The sequence below is a fragment of the Gordonia hongkongensis genome (assembly GCF_023078355.1).
Classification (GTDB): domain Bacteria; phylum Actinomycetota; class Actinomycetes; order Mycobacteriales; family Mycobacteriaceae; genus Gordonia; species Gordonia hongkongensis.
Window position 1 is genome coordinate 738,609 of record NZ_CP095552.1, and the last position, 18,190, is coordinate 756,798.

18 protein-coding genes are annotated in these 18,190 nt (G+C 66.8%); 11 read left to right on the forward strand and 7 right to left on the reverse strand.

All coding sequences use genetic code 11. The features are described from left to right. Positions 1-54: 54 nt before the first annotated feature. The 5 genes from MVF96_RS03340 to MVF96_RS03360 form a co-directional block, all read right to left on the reverse strand. Positions 55-480 carry a DUF350 domain-containing protein gene (locus MVF96_RS03340; protein WP_058251322.1) on the reverse strand — a complete coding sequence of 142 codons (426 nt, stop codon included), beginning with the start codon at positions 478-480 and terminating at the stop codon, positions 55-57. Between the two features lie 57 nt (positions 481-537). Continuing rightward, positions 538-1,071: a DUF4247 domain-containing protein gene (locus MVF96_RS03345; protein ID WP_058251321.1), complete on the reverse strand. Its 534-nt coding sequence runs from the start codon at positions 1,069-1,071 to the stop codon at positions 538-540. Continuing rightward, on the reverse strand, positions 1,068-1,616 hold the full coding sequence (locus tag MVF96_RS03350) for a DUF2617 family protein (RefSeq protein ID WP_058251320.1): 549 nt from the start codon (positions 1,614-1,616) through the stop codon (positions 1,068-1,070). The genes MVF96_RS03345 and MVF96_RS03350 overlap by 4 nt, the downstream gene beginning before the upstream one ends. Before the next feature lie 59 nt (positions 1,617-1,675). Continuing rightward, on the reverse strand, positions 1,676-2,311 hold the full coding sequence (locus tag MVF96_RS03355) for a DUF4178 domain-containing protein (protein ID WP_058251319.1): 636 nt from the start codon (positions 2,309-2,311) through the stop codon (positions 1,676-1,678). A 71-nt stretch (positions 2,312-2,382) separates the two neighbouring features. After that, the gene (locus MVF96_RS03360; protein WP_058251426.1) at positions 2,383-3,288 is read right to left on the reverse strand and encodes a TIGR03621 family F420-dependent LLM class oxidoreductase; all 906 of its coding nucleotides are present in this window, start codon (positions 3,286-3,288) and stop codon (positions 2,383-2,385) included. A 232-nt stretch (positions 3,289-3,520) separates the two neighbouring features. Between MVF96_RS03360 and groL the strand changes: the two genes are divergently transcribed. Further along, complete coding sequence (gene groL / locus MVF96_RS03365; protein ID WP_058251318.1) at positions 3,521-5,146, forward strand: chaperonin GroEL; 1,626 nt, start codon at positions 3,521-3,523, stop codon at positions 5,144-5,146. A gap of 51 nt (positions 5,147-5,197) precedes the next feature. On the opposite strand, the gene MVF96_RS03370 is transcribed toward groL, so the two are convergent. Continuing rightward, entirely contained in the window at positions 5,198-5,599 is a 402-nt protein-coding gene (locus MVF96_RS03370) for a VOC family protein (protein WP_078111722.1), read from the reverse strand. A gap of 26 nt (positions 5,600-5,625) precedes the next feature. On the opposite strand from MVF96_RS03370, the gene MVF96_RS03375 reads away from it, so the two are divergent. From MVF96_RS03375 to MVF96_RS03405, 7 genes are all read left to right on the forward strand, one after another. Continuing rightward, entirely contained in the window at positions 5,626-6,024 is a 399-nt protein-coding gene (locus MVF96_RS03375; RefSeq protein WP_078111721.1) for a winged helix-turn-helix transcriptional regulator, read from the forward strand. Between the two features lie 45 nt (positions 6,025-6,069). Further along, positions 6,070-6,729: a DsbA family oxidoreductase gene (locus MVF96_RS03380; RefSeq protein ID WP_058251316.1), complete on the forward strand. Its 660-nt coding sequence runs from the start codon at positions 6,070-6,072 to the stop codon at positions 6,727-6,729. A gap of 329 nt (positions 6,730-7,058) precedes the next feature. Beyond that, the gene (locus MVF96_RS03385; RefSeq protein ID WP_211539110.1) at positions 7,059-7,985 is read left to right on the forward strand and encodes an MSMEG_6728 family protein; all 927 of its coding nucleotides are present in this window, start codon (positions 7,059-7,061) and stop codon (positions 7,983-7,985) included. Between the two features lie 361 nt (positions 7,986-8,346). Beyond that, the gene (locus tag MVF96_RS03390; protein ID WP_247451219.1) at positions 8,347-9,372 is read left to right on the forward strand and encodes an alpha/beta hydrolase; all 1,026 of its coding nucleotides are present in this window, start codon (positions 8,347-8,349) and stop codon (positions 9,370-9,372) included. Between the two features lie 28 nt (positions 9,373-9,400). Further along, entirely contained in the window at positions 9,401-10,204 is an 804-nt protein-coding gene (locus MVF96_RS03395; RefSeq protein ID WP_176455862.1) for a tyrosine-protein phosphatase, read from the forward strand. A 154-nt stretch (positions 10,205-10,358) separates the two neighbouring features. Continuing rightward, entirely contained in the window at positions 10,359-10,880 is a 522-nt protein-coding gene (locus MVF96_RS03400) for a hypothetical protein (RefSeq protein ID WP_058251313.1), read from the forward strand. Positions 10,881-10,910: 30 nt separating this feature from the next. Next, complete coding sequence (locus MVF96_RS03405) at positions 10,911-13,109, forward strand: glycoside hydrolase family 3 C-terminal domain-containing protein (protein ID WP_058251312.1); 2,199 nt, start codon at positions 10,911-10,913, stop codon at positions 13,107-13,109. A 33-nt stretch (positions 13,110-13,142) separates the two neighbouring features. Here the strand turns inward: MVF96_RS03405 and MVF96_RS03410 are convergent, their stop codons facing one another. After that, positions 13,143-14,120 (reverse strand): helix-turn-helix transcriptional regulator, encoded by a 978-nt coding sequence (locus MVF96_RS03410; protein WP_058251311.1) that lies wholly within the window; start codon positions 14,118-14,120, stop codon positions 13,143-13,145. 284 nt (positions 14,121-14,404) lie between these two features. On the opposite strand from MVF96_RS03410, the gene urtA reads away from it, so the two are divergent. The 3 genes from urtA to ureC are packed head-to-tail and all read left to right on the forward strand — an operon-like array spanning position 14,405 to position 18,183. After that, a complete protein-coding gene (urtA, locus tag MVF96_RS03415; RefSeq protein WP_418930416.1) occupies positions 14,405-15,676 on the forward strand; it encodes an urea ABC transporter substrate-binding protein in 1,272 nt (423 codons plus the stop codon). A 43-nt stretch (positions 15,677-15,719) separates the two neighbouring features. Then, entirely contained in the window at positions 15,720-16,490 is a 771-nt protein-coding gene (gene ureB, locus MVF96_RS03420) for an urease subunit beta (RefSeq protein ID WP_137808558.1), read from the forward strand. After that, positions 16,468-18,183: an urease subunit alpha gene (gene ureC, locus MVF96_RS03425; RefSeq protein ID WP_247451221.1), complete on the forward strand. Its 1,716-nt coding sequence runs from the start codon at positions 16,468-16,470 to the stop codon at positions 18,181-18,183. Before ureB ends, ureC begins: the two co-directional genes overlap by 23 nt. Positions 18,184-18,190: the final 7 nt, after the last annotated feature.

The window sequence follows — 18,190 nt, forward strand, 5'->3', positions numbered from 1 at the left end:
GCGGCAGCGGAGTCGTGACCGGTCACGGACAAGCGGGGGAGTGCGGGAACCCGGTCACAGGATGGAGGCGGCCACGATGATCGACACCCCGATGTGTGCGACGCCCTGCACCCACACCGCCGGGTGGCTCTCCGGGTGGACCAGCAACTCGCCGAGATTGCCGGGGGTCAGCAGGTCGATGACGAGGAAGGTCACCGCCATCACGACCAGGCCGATCGCCGAGTACACCGCGGTGTAGGTGAGCCCCTCGAGCAGTCGTCCCTCGCTCGCGACGATGGCGGCGGTGACGATCACGGCGACGGCGAGCATGTTGGAACCCACCAGGATGCCGGCGTTGCGGTTGCGGTCCGTCCACAGCTGCGAACGGAGCTTCCCGGGCGTGAGCAGGTCGAGGATGCCGAACGAGATGATCATCAGGATCACGCCGACACCGGCGTAAGCGCCTGCAGCGTAGGCGTTCTCAGCGATATCAGCGAGCATGGTCTTCTCCGTTGATTGGTCGGACGAATTCGATGGCACGTGCCGGACGGACGACGATCATTTACCGCCACCACCGCTCCCGCCGCCGCGGTTTCCGCTGCCGCTACCCGCGTAGCGGGGGGTCGGGACCCAGAACGCGCCGACGTAGGGGTGGTAGTGGTGATACCCCGACCGGTAATCCCGGCTGAGCATCACCCGGGTGGCGCCGGCCGCCAGCGGGAACAGGCCGACGAGGTAGTCGGGGTATTGGAGGAACTGCGTGCCGGCGATGTTGCCCGTGCCGGTGGCGCCGCTCCGCTGGTCGCTGGGACGTTCGGCGTCGCGGATCTCGGCCGCCACCTGCTCCGGGGTCCCGTTGGCGACATAGGCGTCGACGTCGCCCTCGTCGAGGGAGGTGTCGCGCTCGTAGTTCTGCGTGATGTAGTCGCGCGCCGACCCCCCGATGCCGCCGCCACGGGCAACTCGCGCGGTGCAAGCACCGATCAGCGCGAAGATGGTGAGCACGACGATCACGCCGATGATGATGTTGCGGGTCTTGTTCAGACGGCGGCGCGGGTCCGGTGGGCCGCCGGGCGGTGGTTGCCCGGTCATGGGCGGGCCACCGGACCGCGGTCGATCCTGCTGGAGGTGATCACGACCTCGGCGGCCTCGGGATAGGTGTGCCAGGTGCGCCAGCTGATGGAGTCATCGGTGGACTCCGACACGATCGCGGTGACGGCGTGCGGCTCCCCCGGGAAGCGACCCATCACGCACGGATGTCCGGTGGCCAGCTGTTCGGTGACGCGAACGCTCAGCTGTTCGACGAGTGCGGCGAGCTGGTCGGGATTGACATGTTCGACACGGGAACTGAAGTAGTAACCGCTCTCCTGGAAACTCTCCGGCAGTGCCGAGGTCACCTCCGGCAGGCAGGCGACGGTCTCGCAGATCCGCTGCACCCCGTCCTCGACGAGTACCTGATGGCTCGCGCCGAGCAGCCGCACCGACACCCTGATGCCGTCGATCTCGCGATCCTCTTGTGCCAGGGGCTCCTGCAAGGGTGCGCTCAGCGAGAAGCCGAGCTGGCTCGCGCTGGTGTCGGCGTAGGCCACCGCGAGTTGCGCGGCGGGGTCGCCGGGATGTTCGGAATTCTCGGTCATGCGGTGTGGGGTCTCCGTGCTCAGGGCGTCGTGTGGATGGGCGGGCGTCGGGGCCGCCGTCAGGGTGTTTCCGGAGCCGGGTTGGTGGGGTAGATGCGGTAGTCCGCGCGGGACAACAGTTCGCCGCGGGCGCATTCCCAGCCGCTGCCGTAGTCCTCGAAGGACAGACGGTCGTCGCCGGCCTGGTAGTCGTGATAGGCCATCCGGCCCGAGGTCGCGACGCCGGTGGTCCCCGCGGAGGTGAAACGCGCCGAGCCCGCCTCCTCCGACTGGTATCGACGCCCCTCGAGCTCCACGGTGTCGGGGCCGGGGGTGACGGCGGCACCGGGTACCTCGTGCCACAGCACGACCTCGAGGTCGGGATCGTCCTCGACCGAGACCCAGGCCTTGGACCCGACACCGGTGTCGAGGAAGTTCTCGGTCCAGGTGTAGCCGTCCTGCGTCAGGCGCAGGGTGCCCCGGACCGCGTAGGTCTGACCGCGCAGTTCGACGAGGTCGCCGGGTTTGAGATCGCGGGGGTCGCCGTAGACGGAGTCGTCGTCAGCAGACGAGAAAGGATCGCCGGGGCGATAGGTCCGCTCACGCAGGGCGTCCTGCTCGGCCTGCCGGGCCCGCCGATTGCCCAGGAAGTTGAAGATGACGACCACCGCGATGATCGCCAGCAGCGCCACGATGATGATCAGCAGGAATTCCACGGTTGTAGACCCTAGTCGACCGGCGGCTTGCGGGACGTCGGTCGTCGGGGGTGCGAATGACCGTGACCGCCTCACCGCCCTCCGGCGTCGACGGCGTGCAGCTCCGCGATCACCGGGGCGAAACCCTCGAGCGCGGGTTCGAGCACGGTGAGATAGCTGATCCCGGTCCGCTCCCGGAGGTCGACGAGGCGGGCGGCGATGTCGGAGACCGATCCGATGAGCACCGACGGCAGGCCCAGGAACTCCTGAGCGCTCATCGACAGTTCGTGATTCGCGATGAGCTCGTCGGCCACCGCCGTCGGATCATCGGTCACGGTGACGATCTGTAGCAGGAGGTTCCACTCCACCTCGACGGCGCGGTCCCCGGCCGCGGCGCGTGCGAAGCCCACCCGTTCGTCGAAATCGCCGGCGGACAGCGGTTCCAGATCGCCGTCGGGTCCCGTTCGGGCCGCGGTGAACCCGACGATGTCGGCGTGTTCGGCGGCCATCGTCAGCACGCGGTCGCCGTTGCCGGCGAGCAGGAGCGGAATTCTCGGCTGCACGGGTCGGGGCTGATGATCCTCGTCGGCGAGCAGCTCTGTCACGCGGGCGGCGGTCGCCGACAGGTGATCGACGCGCCGGCCCGCGGACCGGTATTCGATCCCCGCTGCGTCGAACTCCTCCCGGGCGTAGCCGGTGCCCAGTCCGAGTTCCACGCGGCCGTCGGACAACCGGTCGACGGTGGCGGCGTCCCGGGCGAGCAGCGCGGGGTTGGTGAACGCGGCGTTGAGGACGAACGGGCCGACGCGCAGGCGTTGCGTCGCGGTGGCCGCGACGGCCAGTGCCGGCCACGGGCTCGGGATGCCCAGGTGGTCGGGGACGAGCAGGACGTCGTAGCCGAGTTCCTCGACCGATCGGGCACGCGTCTGCCACGACGACGCGGTGTCGGCCGCGAGCATGTTGACCCCGAACCTGAACTCCCTGGAGGCGAGTGACATGTCCTCAACGTAGTCAGCGTCGCGGCGGCCGACCACGCAGCCGACCGGGACACCTGATCCAGCCTTGCACTCGCACTGGTCGAGTGCTAAAAACGAGGTTGGCACTCGCGAGCTGTGAGTGCCAGGTCGGGACGGTGAGGCCGGTACCGAATGACACACCGGTCGTCCGTCGCGGGCACCGAGTTCCGGCCATACGAACCTAGTGTCACCCCCTTCGGAGGATCACTTACCCATGGCCAAGCAAATTGCGTTCGACGAAGAGGCCCGTCGCGGCCTCGAGCGGGGCCTCAACAGCCTTGCCGACGCCGTCAAGGTGACGTTGGGACCCAAGGGTCGCAACGTCGTCCTGGAGAAGAAGTGGGGCGCCCCCACGATCACCAACGATGGTGTGTCCATCGCCAAGGAGATCGAGCTGGAGGACCCGTACGAGAAGATCGGCGCCGAGCTGGTCAAGGAAGTCGCCAAGAAGACCGACGATGTCGCGGGCGACGGCACCACCACCGCCACCGTTCTCGCCCAGGCTCTCGTCCGTGAGGGTCTGCGCAACGTCGCCGCCGGCGCCAACCCGCTGGGTCTGAAGCGCGGCATCGAGAAGGCCGTCGAGGCCGTCACCGAGTCGCTGCTGAAGAGCGCCAAGGAGGTCGAGACCAAGGAGCAGATCGCTGCCACCGCCGGTATCTCGGCCGGCGACGCCTCGATCGGCGAGCTCATCGCCGAGGCGATGGACAAGGTCGGCAAGGAAGGCGTCATCACGGTCGAGGAGTCCAACACCTTCGGCCTGCAGCTCGAGCTCACCGAGGGCATGCGCTTCGACAAGGGCTACATCTCGGGTTACTTCGTCACCGACGCCGACCGCCAGGAAGCCGTCCTCGACGACCCGTACATCCTGCTGGTCTCGGGCAAGGTCTCGACCATCAAGGACCTGCTGCCGCTGCTGGAGAAGGTCATCCAGGCCGGCAAGCCGCTGCTGATCATCGCCGAGGACGTCGAGGGCGAAGCTCTCTCGACCCTCGTCGTCAACAAGCTCAAGGGCACCTTCAAGTCCGTCGCCGTCAAGGCCCCGGGCTTCGGTGACCGCCGCAAGGCCATGCTGGCCGACATCGCCATCCTCACCGGTGGCGAGGTCATCAGCGAAGAGGTCGGCCTCTCGCTCGAGGGCGCGGGCATCGAGCTGCTCGGTACCGCTCGCAAGGTCGTCGTGACCAAGGACGAGACCACCATCGTCGAGGGCGCGGGCGATCCCGACGCCATCGCCGGTCGTGTCGCCCAGATCCGCGGCGAGATCGAGAACAGCGACTCCGACTACGACCGTGAGAAGCTGCAGGAGCGTCTGGCCAAGCTGGCCGGCGGTGTTGCGGTCATCAAGGCGGGCGCGGCCACCGAGGTCGAGCTCAAGGAGCGCAAGCACCGCATCGAGGACGCCGTCCGCAACGCGAAGGCTGCCGTCGAAGAGGGCATCGTCGCCGGCGGTGGCGTGGCCCTGCTGCAGTCGGAGCCGGCCATCGACGCACTCTCGCTCGAGGGTGACGAGGCCACCGGCGCCAACATCGTCAAGGTCGCCCTGTCGGCTCCGGCCAAGCAGATCGCGATCAACGCCGGCCTCGAGCCGGGCGTCGTCGCCGACAAGGTCCTCAACTCGCCCACCGGCACCGGCCTCAACGCCGCCACCGGTGTGTACGAGGACCTGCTCAAGGCCGGCATCAACGACCCGGTGAAGGTCACCCGCTCGGCGCTGCAGAACGCAGCCTCGATCGCGGCTCTGTTCCTCACCACCGAGGCCGTCGTCGCCGACAAGCCCGAGAAGAACGCCGCACCGGCCATGCCGGGTGGCGACGAGATGGGCGGGATGGGCTTCTGATCTCCTGATCAGATCCCTGCGTCCACTCACGCAGCACCAACCGAAGGCCGGTCACCCAAGCGGGTGGCCGGCCTTCGGCGTTCCGAGCACGGCTTCGGCGACTTCCTGCGACCACTGGACATACTCGAGGACCGCACCGTCGGGATGGCGAAGGTAGGCGAATCGTCCAGTCGCGCTCTCGGATTCGCCGATGACCTCGGCGGCGGCTCCGCCGCTGACCTGCGAGATCAAGGCGTCGAGATCGTCGACGATGACCGGTCCGACGGTCGACCGGTAGGCCTCGACGTCGTCGTCGGCTCCCGCGATGAGGAGGAAGTCGCCGACGGCGGCGAGTTCGGCCCTCTCGAAAGCGAATCGGAGATCGGCCGATGCACCGACGATCGTCTCGTACAGCGGAAGCGACTCGTCGAGGTCGGCGACGAATATCCTGGCGTAGGTCTTCAGCACTCGCATCGACCCCACGCTAGGAGCGCAGGCGGATGAGCGGCAGTACGCACTTCGAGGTGAGCGGGGACGCCGCGCCGTCGTCCGAGGCCGAAGAGCGCGCCCGGCACCTCGCGCGGTCGGTGTTCACCGTCGTGTCGACGAAATGGGGTCTGACCGTCCTCGAGGAGATCCGGCAGCGACCCCGCCGGTTTCGTGAGTTGAAGCGATCGATCGGGACGATCAGCGACAAGGTGCTCACCCAGACGCTGCGCGATCTCGAGGCGCACGGCCTGATCCATCGGCACGACCATCGCAGCGCGAATCCGCGGGTGGACTACACCCTGACGGACGCCGGCCGCGACCTCGTCTCGACGGTCCACGGCCTGTGCGACTGGTCGCGAACGCATCTCGACGACCTGCTCGACGCGCCTGGGGCGGCTGATCGGGTCTGACGCACTCCCGGGAACGTTCTCGATCCGCGAGGTGTTGAGAGGGCAATGAGCGCTCCCATCACCGTCGACATCTGGTCCGACATCGCCTGCCCCTGGTGCTACATCGGCAAACGCAAGTTCGAGGCGGGCCTCGCCGAGTTCGACGGACGCGACGACGTCGAGGTGACCTACCACAGCTTCGAGCTCGCACCGGATACGCCGGTCGACTTCGACGGTTCAGAGGTCGACTTCCTCGTCCGGCACAAGGGCATGCCGGCCGATCAGGTCCGGGGGATGCTCGACCAGGTCCGCGGGATCGCCGCCGAGGTCGGTCTCGACTACGACTTCGACCGGCTGCAGCACACCAAGACCCTGAAAGCGCATGAGGCCCTGCACTTCGCGAAAGCGCATGGCCGACAGGCGGATCTGGCCGAGCGTCTGTTCCAGGCGTACTTCGAGCAGGGGCGCCACGTCGGCCGCGCCGACGAACTCGCCGATCTGGCGGCCGATGTCGGTCTCGATCGCGACGCCGTGCTGGCCGCGCTCGAGTCGGGCGAGTACGCCGCGGCCGTCGAAGCCGACATCGATCAAGCCCGTGCATACGGGATCAGCGGGGTTCCCTTCTTCGTGATCAACGGCAAGTACGGCATCTCCGGAGCCCAGGCGCCGGAAACCTTCGCGCAGGCCCTCGACAAGGTCCGCGCCGAGGAGCCCGATCGTGTCTGACCCGGTGGTGCCCTTCGAGATGATCGGCGACGACGACGCGGCGGTCTGCGTCGACGGCGTGTGTGCGGTGCCGGAGGTCGGGACCGACGCGTCGGACTCCGCATCCGACTGAGCCCCGAAGTCCGCGCGTCGATCACCTCTTCGAGGTCACCCGCGGGCTTCGGCTGACGCTGCGCGGCAGTAGGTCGCACCCGCCGCTGGTTGAGCCGGTCCGGGTGTGACGCCGGGGCCGGGATCGCCGATCTTCGGTAGCAGCTGACAACTCTGAGTTCGGCGCCGCGCGGCTCCGCCGGGTGTGAGCGCCCGTCCGAAGTGGGTATGCGAGCGCCATGCAGACGTTCCTGCCCTACCCGGACTTTCGACGCTCTGCCGAGGTCCTGGACCCCGCGCGCCTCGGTAAGCAGCGTGTGGAGACGTTGCAGATCCTGCGGGCGCTCGAACTCTTCGATTACGGCTGGGCCAGCCATCCCGCGGTCACGATGTGGCGTGGGCACACTCCGGCGCTGGTCGCCTATGGGCTCGCTTTCGTCGACGTGTGGACCAGCGGCGGTCGTGCGGACACCACTGCTCCGATGATCGCCGAGTTCGCGCCCGAGGTGGTGGGTGCGTCCCAAGCCGAGCTGACCGCGCAGGGCCTGATGCCCGCGTGGCTCGGCGACGACCGACTCCATCGCAGTCACCGTTCGGCGCTGCTCCGCAAAGCGCCGGACTTCTACGGCTCCGTGTTCGACGACGTCGACATCGACGACGAGATGCCCTACTTCTGGCCGGATCCGCCGGCCACCGACGCGCACGATCTGGACGAACCGACCCGCACCGTGTGGATCATCCGGGCCGGATCCGACGAACAGTACGCACAGTTCCGACAGCGGCAGATCGTCGGATTGGGCGTCGAATCCGGCATCGACGCCGACGCCTCGATGGGCACCGAGGCCGGCCTGCGCGCCTTGCTGAAGGAGCGTAGCCCCGGGCGGCGGCCGGGCAAGGACCTCCGCGTGCTCGCGTCGTTCGTCTCCGATCTGCGGGTGGGGGACGAGGTCGCCGTCGTCGACCCCACCGATCCGGACGTGCTGCCCCTGGGGACGTTGATCGGCGAGTACGAGTTCTCCCGCCGGGGCAGGGCGCTCACCCCGCATCGGCGTCGGGTCCGCTGGACCGGCACGCTCGAGCGGTCGGCCGTCGCCCCGCCGGCGCTGCTCCAGAATCCACGAATGCTGTTTCCGGTGTCGGTGCGATCAGAGGCGGTCCGGTTGTAGTCCGATCGGCCGAATCTGGCACCGGGTGGTCGGTGAATGCGTTCCCTGCGCCTTTCGAAGTGGCCGGTCGTTTTCGACGGCGGAGACGATCACGGCCGGCGCACTCGCACGAGATCAGCTGTTCAGGAGCACGACACCTCGACCGGCCGGGATCAGTCATCGTGAAATCGCCTCCAACAATGACCATGGTGTGCGCAGTCGCGAGGTGAACAGCGATGGCCCCGGCCGTGGTAATCCGGACGGGGCCGTCTCCGGTGCGTATGGTGAAACGTATTCGGATCGATATCGGCGTGTGTGAATTCCGTTGTCGAGACGGCGGCGCGGTAGCGATGTGAGCATGTAGTGATGTGAAGGGACTGTGATGTCCGCAGTGGGTGGTCAGTTCCGCCGACGCCTGGTCGCCACAACGGTCTCGATCGTTGTACTCGTTGTCGCGCTTGCGGTTCCGTCGTTCGCCGGCGCCGAGCCGGGAGATTCCTCGTCCCGGGCGAAGGCGCTGGCCCGCGCTGTCGCCGATGGCCGGGTCCTGGACCTGTCGGTGTATTCGCCGTCGATGAAACGTCACGTACCGGTCCGGGTTCTCGTGCCGGCCGACCGCTCGATGCCCCGACCGACGCTGTATTTGCTGAATGGCGCGGGTGGCGGAGAGGGCACCGGACACTGGTTCGAGCAAACCGACATCGTCGATTTCGTCGCCGACAAGAATGTGAATGTCGTCGTGCCGATGCGCGGCGCGTACAGCTATTACACCGACTGGGTGAAAGTCGACCCGGTGCTGGGGCGAAACAAATGGACAACGTTCCTGACCAGCGAATTACCGCCGCTCATCGATCGGGAGCTGAACACCACCGGCGTGAACGCGATCGCGGGGATCTCCATGGCGGGAACGTCGTCGTTGAGTCTTGCCGAAGCCGCACCTCAGCTCTACCGCGCGGTCGCCTCCTACAGCGGTTGTGCCGAGACGAGTACGAATCTCGGCCGACTCGCCATCCGCGCGGTCGTCGAAGGACGTGGCGGTGGCGACATCGCCAACATCTGGGGTCCGGTCGGCTCCCCGGGGTGGCGGGCGCACGACCCGGTCGTCAACGCCTACAAGCTGCGCGGCAAGGCGATCTACATCAGCACCGGCACGGGGGTCCCCGGACCGCACGACCAGTTGCAGGGCCAGGGAATCGACGGGATGACCACGATCTACATCGACCAGATCGCGGTCGGCGGCGCCATCGAGGCCGCCACCCACCAGTGCACGCTCAATCTCGATCGTCGACTCAAGCAACTCGGCATCCCCGCGACCGTCGACTACGCACCGGGGACGCACGCCTGGCCCTACTGGCAGGACCAGCTCGTGAAGTCGTGGCCGATGCTCGAAAGCGCGCTCACCGACTGACCGCCGCACAATCTGTCACGATGTGACCGTGACTGCGACCCCCGGTGCGCCCAGCCCCATCTCCAGCCTGCCCAACCTCCGCGATCTCGGCGGCTGGCGGACCGGGGACGGGCAGACGGTCCGATCCGGTGTCCTGTACCGGTCGACGGATTTCTCCGCGCTCGACACCGCCGACGTCTCCGCGCTCGAGTCACTCGGTCTGAAGACCGTCTACGACCTGAGATCGGCGCACGAGAGCGAGGCCATCCCCGACCCCGTCCTGCCCGGCGCGTCGAACATCGCACTCGATGTCCTCGCCGATGCGCAGATGTCGATTCCCGCCAACATCGGTGCTGTCCTCGCCGACCCCGCCGTCGTCGCGCAGGCCGACGAGATGCTGTCCGGCGGCAAGGCGCGCGAGATGATCTGTGGGACCTATCGCGAGATGATCACCCTGCCCAGTGCGACGGCGTCGTACACGCAGTTGTTTCGTGGACTGATCGACGGCTCGACGCCGGCCCTCATGCACTGCACCACCGGCAAGGACCGAACAGGTTGGGCCGCAGCATCTCTGCTGACACTGTTCGGGGTGCCGAAGGACGACGTCTACCGCGACTACCTGCTCACCAATGAACGTCTGATCCCGTCGCTCACACCCATCTTCGACGGGTTCGCCGCCGCCGGGGGCGATCCCGAGCTCCTCGTCGGCGTGCTGGGCGTCGACTCCGGCTATCTCGACGCCGCGTTTGACGAGGTGGACAAGCGGTACGGCGGAATCGAGGGTTACTTCGGCGAGGCGTTGGGTCTGGGTGCCGCCGACCAGAAGGCGCTCCGGGACCGATATCTGACGTAGGGGCTGGCCGCCCGAGACGCTGTGGCAGCGAGGTGTCACCCGCACGGGTGTCATCTGGTCGTCGTGCTTTCACCCGATGAGGGGATATCCGCGGATGGCAGGTCGCGTTAGCGTCGGAACCACCCCCGAAACGACTCGACTGCCGGAGAAATCGATGCGCACAACCACTTTCGTTCGAGCTGCCCTCATCCTGGCCGCGACGGCGACCGCTGCGGTCGTCCCGGCCGCGATCGCCGATGCCGCGCCACTCGAGTCCGGGAGCCTCGACGGCGGAAGCGTCGACGGGGGCAGTCTCGAGGAATACGGTCTGGGCGGCCTCGACTATTTCGGGAGTCTCGGGGGCAATCAGGCTCCGCCGTCGACCCAGCGGTGCAACTCCGAGACCAAGTCCGGCGGCTACGGTGTCACCGAGACCCGGCACATCCTCGGCCTGCGAGGCCCGACGAGCTTCACGCTGAACTACGACACCTACGACATCCCGGACGAGATCCGGGTGTTCTACAGTGGCCGGCAGATCTACAACACCGGTTACGTCGGAGACGACATCAACCAGGGAACCGGCAGTGTCCGGGTCACCGTGCCACCCGGTGGCGACACCTCGGTCGTGGTGCGAGTGACCGGGCCGGACCGGAACACGGAGTGGGAGTACACCGTGAACTGCCCGGGAGCGAGCTGACCGCCCGACGATCGTCGGTAGTGTCTTGGAGTGAGTGAATTCAGCTTGACCGAGAAGGCCGCGTTGGGCAGCGGCGCCGATTTCTGGACCACCAAATCGGTCGGTTCCGTTCCCGCGCTGACACTCACCGACGGTCCGCACGGGGTCCGGAAACAGACCGGCGCCGCCGACCACCTCGGCCTCGCCGGCAGCGAACCCGCCACCTGCTTCCCGCCCGCGGTCGGTCTCGGCCAGAGTTGGGACACCGGGCTGATCCGTCGTGTCGGCGAAGCGCTCGGACGCGAGGCACGCGGTCTCGACGTCGACGTGCTGCTCGGCCCGGGCGTGAACATCAAGCGAGATCCCCGGTGCGGCCGCAACTTCGAGTACTTCTCCGAGGATCCGTTCGTCACGGGCCGGCTCGGCGCGGCGTGGGTGAGCGGCGTACAGAGCATCGGGGTCGGCACGTCGCTCAAACACTTCGCGCTGAACAACGCCGAGGACGACCGGATGCGGTCCAGTTCGGACGTCGACCCGCGCCCGATGCGGGAGATCTACCTTCGCGCCTTCGCGCACATCATCCGCACGGCGAACCCGTGGACCGTGATGTGCTCCTACAACCGCATCAACGGCACGTACGCGGCGGAGAACCGGTGGCTCCTCACCGACCTGTTGCGGGGTGAGTGGGGCTACGACGGCGTGGTGGTCTCCGACTGGGGTGCGGTCGCCGACCGCGTTCGGGCGGTCGCCGCCGGCCTGGATCTCGAGATGCCCGGCCCGGGGGACCGCACCGACGCGCAGGTCGTGGACGCAGTCCATAACGGAACCCTCGACGAGGCGGCGCTGGACCGGTCGGCCCGGGCGGTCCGGCAACTCGCGGAGCGGGCCGCCGCGGGCCGGACGAACCGGTCCGTCGTCGACTTCGATCTCCACCATCGCCTCGCGCGCGAGGCCGCGGCTCGGTCAATCGTCCTGCTCAAGAACGACGGCGATCTCCTCCCGTTGAGCCCCGGACGCTCCGTCGCGGTCATCGGCTCGTTCGCGCACGACCCCCGTTATCAGGGCGGCGGCAGTTCGCACGTGAACCCGACGCGCCTCGACGTACCGGTGGACGAGATCCGGGCAGCCGGCGGCACGGTGATCTACGCCCCGGGTTTCAGCACCGACGGCTCGCGGGTGGATACGGCGGGCGCGATCGCCGCGGCGGCGGGCGCCGATGCCGCCGTGCTGTTCCTGGGACTGGCGGCCGCACAGGAGTCGGAGGGCTTCGACCGCGACGACATCGAACTGCCGGCGGACCAGGTCGAGTTGCTGACCGCGATCCTGGCGGTGCAACCGCGAACGGTGGTCGTGCTCGCTCACGGAGGCGTCCTCCGCCTCGGATCGATCGCCGCGGCCCCTGCAATCCTCGACGGCGCGCTCCTCGGCCAGGCCGGGGGCGGGGCCATCGCCGACGTGCTCTTCGGGGTCGTCAACCCGTCGGGTCGGCTCACCGAGACCGTGCCGGTCAGGTTGCAGGACACCCCGGCGTATCTGAGTTTCCCGAACGAGAACTCGCACATCCGCTACGGCGAGGGCATCTTCGTCGGCTACCGCTGGTACGACGCCCGGGACATCGAGGTCGCCTATCCTTTCGGACACGGATTGTCCTACACGACTTTCGAGTACTCGGATCTGTCCGTCGCATCGGATGATCCGGGCGTCACCGGTGTGGTCGTCGGGGTGACGGTGACCAACACCGGTTCTCGGGCCGGGCGTGACATCGTCCAGGTCTACACGTCGAAGCCGGACTCACATGTCGGACGACCGCCGCGCGAGCTGACGGGCTTCGCGACCACCCGCGGCCTCGAACCCGGTGAGTCGCAGATCATCTCGATCGCAATCGACCGCAACGACCTGGCCTACTGGGACACCCGCGTCGACCGCTGGATCGTCGAACCGGGTGAGTACGGCGTCGAGGTCGGCGCGTCGAGCCGGGACATCCGGCTGACCACCACCGTCGAGATCGCGGGCGACGAGGTTCGCCTCGCGATCGACGAGAACTCGACCCTCGGCGAGGTCCTGGCGAATCCTGCTGCGGCGCAAGCGCTCGCGTCCCGATTCGAGGACAACCCGCTGACGAGCTCCGACGACGCCCTGGGCGTCGACATGGCACGGATGATGGCGTCGATACCGCTCGGACGCCTCGCCGGGTTCGGGATGCGGGACGAGGACATCGCCGCGATCATCGCGGCGGCACGCGCGGACTGACCGGCCGGGTACCTCCGACACCACGCCGGCGATTCAAGGTTGCATCTGGAGTCCGCTGAGGAGACCGTGCTGATGCGCCAGCGTTGCCAGTCCGACGCGGTTGGCGACCCCGGTCTTGCCGAGTAGATGCTCTATGTGGCGGCCGACTGTCTTGGCGCTGATGACGAGCGCAACGGCGATCTGCGCCGAGGTCAGACCGTTCGCCACCAGGGTGAGGACCTCCAGCTCCCGTCCGGTGAGGTCGAATGGGAGCGGCTCGGGCGTGGCGAAGGTCAGGGCCACGGGGGTGGCGGCCCGATATCGCGGCGTCGCCGGGAGCAGCCGGACCAGATGCCAGGTTCCCCCGGGGTCGCACCATCGGAACTTGCGCTCGGTACCGGCGAGTCGTGCGACGATCGAGAGCAGTTCGGGGTCGACATCTGGTATGAGCTGATCGTGCAGGGCCCGGCAGTTTCCCGACCTGTCGATGAGCCACGCGGGGCTCCCTGGAGAGAGGAAGTCAGCCACCATCACCGGACGCATCGTCGTGTCGAGAAGCGACGCGACACTGCTGCGGAGCTCGTTGATCTCGGTGACGTCCACGTCGCGGGGGTAGCGGCGGTCGTCGGAATTGACGTGCAAGGTCCCGGCATAAGTGCCTTGTGCGGTGACCAGGCGGGCGGACAGTCCCTCGTCGAATCCGGCCGGGGTGAACACGTTGGTGACCGAGTGGGTCCGTCGGTACCCGGGGAAGTCACGCCAGCGCAACGCGCCGGAGCGGGTTCTCTCCATCTCTTTGAACAGCGGGTCGTTCGAGACGAACCAGCTGTTGAAATGGCTCATGACCGAATCGGGATAGTCGTGATTGGCGAGGGTCAGGTGCCGGCCCGCGACCGGATCCCACAGACTGATCGCGCTTGCCGACGACGACACGCGCTCACCGAGCGCGCACAGCAGTTCGTCGGCACGCGTGTTGAGGTCGGCCGCGCTCCCCAGTGCCTCATGATAGGGCCCGGTGGTCGACGATCTCATGCGCTCTCCGTAACCCCCCGACGATGATCATTCGATGGGTTGCATTGTTCCGCAAGCGCGTTTCGGCGATGTTTCCCATCAGGCCGGCGACGCAACACTCGTTGTCGATCTAGAAACCAGCAGTTAACAATCGAAGTGGGAAAGATGGGGAATTCTCCCGATTCGCGCGGCAGGTCTCGGTCCTTAGATTCGAGGCACGGGTCGCACACCGCTGTGCGGCCGGTGACCGATTGATCTCAGACGGCCCGGAGCAGCAACTCCGGCCGACAAGCCAGGAGTTACCGATGACCACGGACTCTTCACGTGAACGTTCCCGATGGCGCATGACGATGTCGATCACCGCTGTGGCGGTGGCCGGTGTCATGCTGTCCGCGTGCGGGAGTGCGGCTTCCGACAGTGACAGCGCCGCAGGCCGCGTCGACTGTCTCGATACGAGCGGAGATTCGGTCGCGGTGGGATCGATCAACTCGCTCAGCGGTGGTACCGCAGTGAGCGAAGTCGTGATCCATGACGCCATCACGCTCGCCGTGGAGCAGATCAACGCGGACGGAGGTGTGCTCGGAAAGCAACTGCGGCAGATCTCCGAGGACGGTGCCTCCGATCCCGCGATCTTCGCCCAGAAGGCCCAGAAGCTCGTAGCGAGCGACTGTGTCGCAGCAGTTTTCGGCGGATACACCTCTGCCAGCCGGAAGGCGATGCTCCCCGTGTTCGAGGACACCGGTGCGCTGCTCTACTACGGCCAGCAGTACGAGGGGCTGGAGAGCTCTCCGAACATCTTCTACACGGGTGCCACGACCAATCAGCAGATCATCCCCTCACTGGACTACCTCCGCGAACAAGGAGTGAAGTCGATCTACCTCGTGGGCAGTGACTACGTCTTCCCCCGCACCTCGAACGCGATTGTGCGTGCTTATGCGGAGGAGAACGGAATGACCATCGCCGGTGAGGATTACGCTCCGCTCGGCTCCACCGACTTCTCCACGATCGTCAACAAGATCCGTCGATCCGACGCCGATGCCGTGTTCAATGTGGTTGTCGGCGACTCGTTGGCCGCATTCTTCCGCGAGTACAACAACGTCGGCCTGAACGCATCGACGATGCCGGTCATGTCGATGTGCGTCGGCGAGGAAGAGGTCAGGAGCATCGGAGCCCAGAATCTCGTCGGTCAGTTGTCGTCGTGGAATTACTACCAGTCACTGGACAATCCGGTGAACGACGAGTTCGTTGTCGCCTTCAAGGAGCGGTTCGGGTCGTCGAGTGTGACCTCGGACCCGATGGAGTCGGCCTACACCGCTGTGCACCTGTGGAAGCAGATGGTCGAGAAGGCGGATACGTTCACACCGGAAGAGGTGTCCGCTGCTGCGGCCGGCGTCAGTTACGAAGCGCCCGAGGGACTGGTCACCGTCGACGGCGAGAACCACCATGTCACCAAGACGGCGCGGATCGGCCGAGTGACCGCAGACGGTCAGTTCGACGTGGTGTGGAGTTCTGACGGACCGATCGAACCCGACCCTTTCCTCGACAGCTATCCGTGGGCTGAGGGTGTCGGGGCCTGACCTGCGAACCCCAGACGTGTCGGCCATCTGAGAGGGAACACCTGTGCATCTCACACCGAAGGACGAGGACCGGCTGCTGCTCTTCCTCGCAGCTGAACTCTCACGCAGACGCCGGTCGCGCGGACTGCGACTGACGTATCCGGAAGCGCGTGCGCTCATCGCCGACGAGGTGGCGGAAGCCGCTCGTGGGGGAGCCAGCGTCTCGGAGGCGGCGGCACTCGGTGCGTCGCTCCTCACCGATGACGACGTGGCCCCCGGGGTCGCAGCCCTCCTGGGGTCGGTGCAGGTGGAGGGATTTTTCGACGACGGCCAGAAGCTCGTGACCGTTCACGACCCGATCCGGCCGGGAACCGGCCCTGCGCCGACGCGACTGGCCGGTGACGAGCACACGCCCGGGGAGTATCTGCTCGTCGACGAAGACGTCGTGATCAACGACGGGCGGGACACAGCAGCGATCACGGTGGTCAACACCGGTGATCGACCGGTCCAGGTCGGCTCGCACTTCCACTTTTTCGAGGCCAACCGGGCGCTGCTGTTCGATCGACGGGAAGCCTTCGGGATGCGTCTGGACATCCCGTCGGGCACCGCCGTCCGGTTCGAGCCCGGGGCCGAGCACGATGTCGAACTCGTCGCCTTCGGCGGCGAGCGCGTCATCACCGGCCTCAACGACATGACCAACGGCCCAACCGATGTTGCGCTGCCCGCCGCGACGCTACGCGACCTGCGCGCAGCGGGATTCCTGGACACGTCCGCGGGAGACGTAACCGGGAGGACCACTTCAGGAGGGGACTATGGTGCAGAGACTGACGCGTAGGCACTATGCGGAGCTGTTCGGGCCGACGACCGGCGACAGGGTGCGTCTGGCCGACACCGAACTCCTGGCGCGCGTGGAGTCCGACGCCACCGTATACGGCGACGAGTCGGTGTTCGGCGGCGGCAAGACCATGCGTGAGGGCATGGCCGTGCACAATGCGATCACGAATGCCGAAGGCGCACTGGACTTCGTGATCACGAACGTCCTCATCATCGATGCTGTGCTGGGGATTCGTAAGGCCGACATCGGGATCAAGGACGGGCGCATTGCCGGCATCGGCAAGTCCGGCAACCCCGCCACCATGGATGGGGTCGATGCCGAGCTGGTGATCGGAGCCGGCACCGACATCCGTTCGGGTGAAGGCATGATCGCGACCGCGGGAGCCATCGACGTCCACGTGCACTTCGACAGCGCCGGACTGGTCGAGGAAGCCATCTCGAGCGGTATCACCACCATGATCGGTGGGGGCCTGGGTCCGGTCACGGTGGGGATCACCAGCTCGGGGCCACATAATCTGGCAAGGATGCTTCGGGCAGCAAAGGCATTCCCGATGAACTTCGGATTCATCGCGAACGGAAGTGCCGCATCCACAGCACCGTTGATCGAGCAGGGACTCGCCGGTGCGATCGGATACAAGATCCACGAGGACTGGGGTGCGACGCCGGCATCGATCCGCGCCTCGCTCGACGCGGGCGACGAACTCGACCTACAGGTGCAGATCCACAGTGACACCCTGAACGAGTCGGGCTTCTATGAGGACACCATGCGCGCAATCGGTGGCCGCACGATCCACACCTATCACGCCGAAGGTGCGGGCGGTGGACACGCCCCGGACATCATGCGGGTCGTGGGTGAGCCGAATTGCCTTCCGTCGTCCACGAATCCGACCAACCCGTATACGCTCAACACCTTCGACGAGCATCTCGACATGGTCATGGTGTGCCATCACCTCAATGCGCGGATACCGGAGGATGTGGCTTTCGCCGAGTCGCGTATCCGGCGAGAGACGATCGCCGCCGAGGACGTCCTGCACGATCTTGGCGCCATCTCCGCGATCGGCTCGGACTCGCAAGGGATGGGCCGCATCGGCGAAACCATCGCCCGTACATGGCAACTCGCCTCGCACATGCGCGCCACGCGTGGGCCGTTGCCGGACGACGCCGGTACCGGCGCGGACAATCAGCGCATCTTGCGTTACATCGCCAAGCTGACGTTGAATCCGGCGAAGATGTTCGGCATCGACCACGAGGTCGGCTCGCTGGAGCCCGGCAAGCTCGCCGACATCGTGCTGTGGGAGCCGAAGTTCTTCGGTATCCGTCCAGAAGTGGTGTTCAAAGGTGGCTTCCCGGCGTGGTCGGTGATGGGCGAATCGAACGCCTCGCTGATGACCTGCGAACCGCTGAAGTATCGCCCGCAATGGGCGGCTTTCGGCAAGTCGCCGGTTGACGTGTCGGTCAACTTCGTCGGACGTGCGGCCCTCGACTCGGGCCTCGGGGAACGACTCGGCCTCGACACCCCGCTGATCGGCTGCACGGGATCGAGGGCCTTGACCAAGGCGGACTTCGTCCACAACGACCACCTGCCCGAGATCTCCATCGAACCCGATACCTACCGAGTGGTGGTGAACGGGGAGATCTGCACGAGCACACCGATGTCGAGCGTCCCGCTCGGACGCCGGTACACGCTCAAATAGGAGGAGA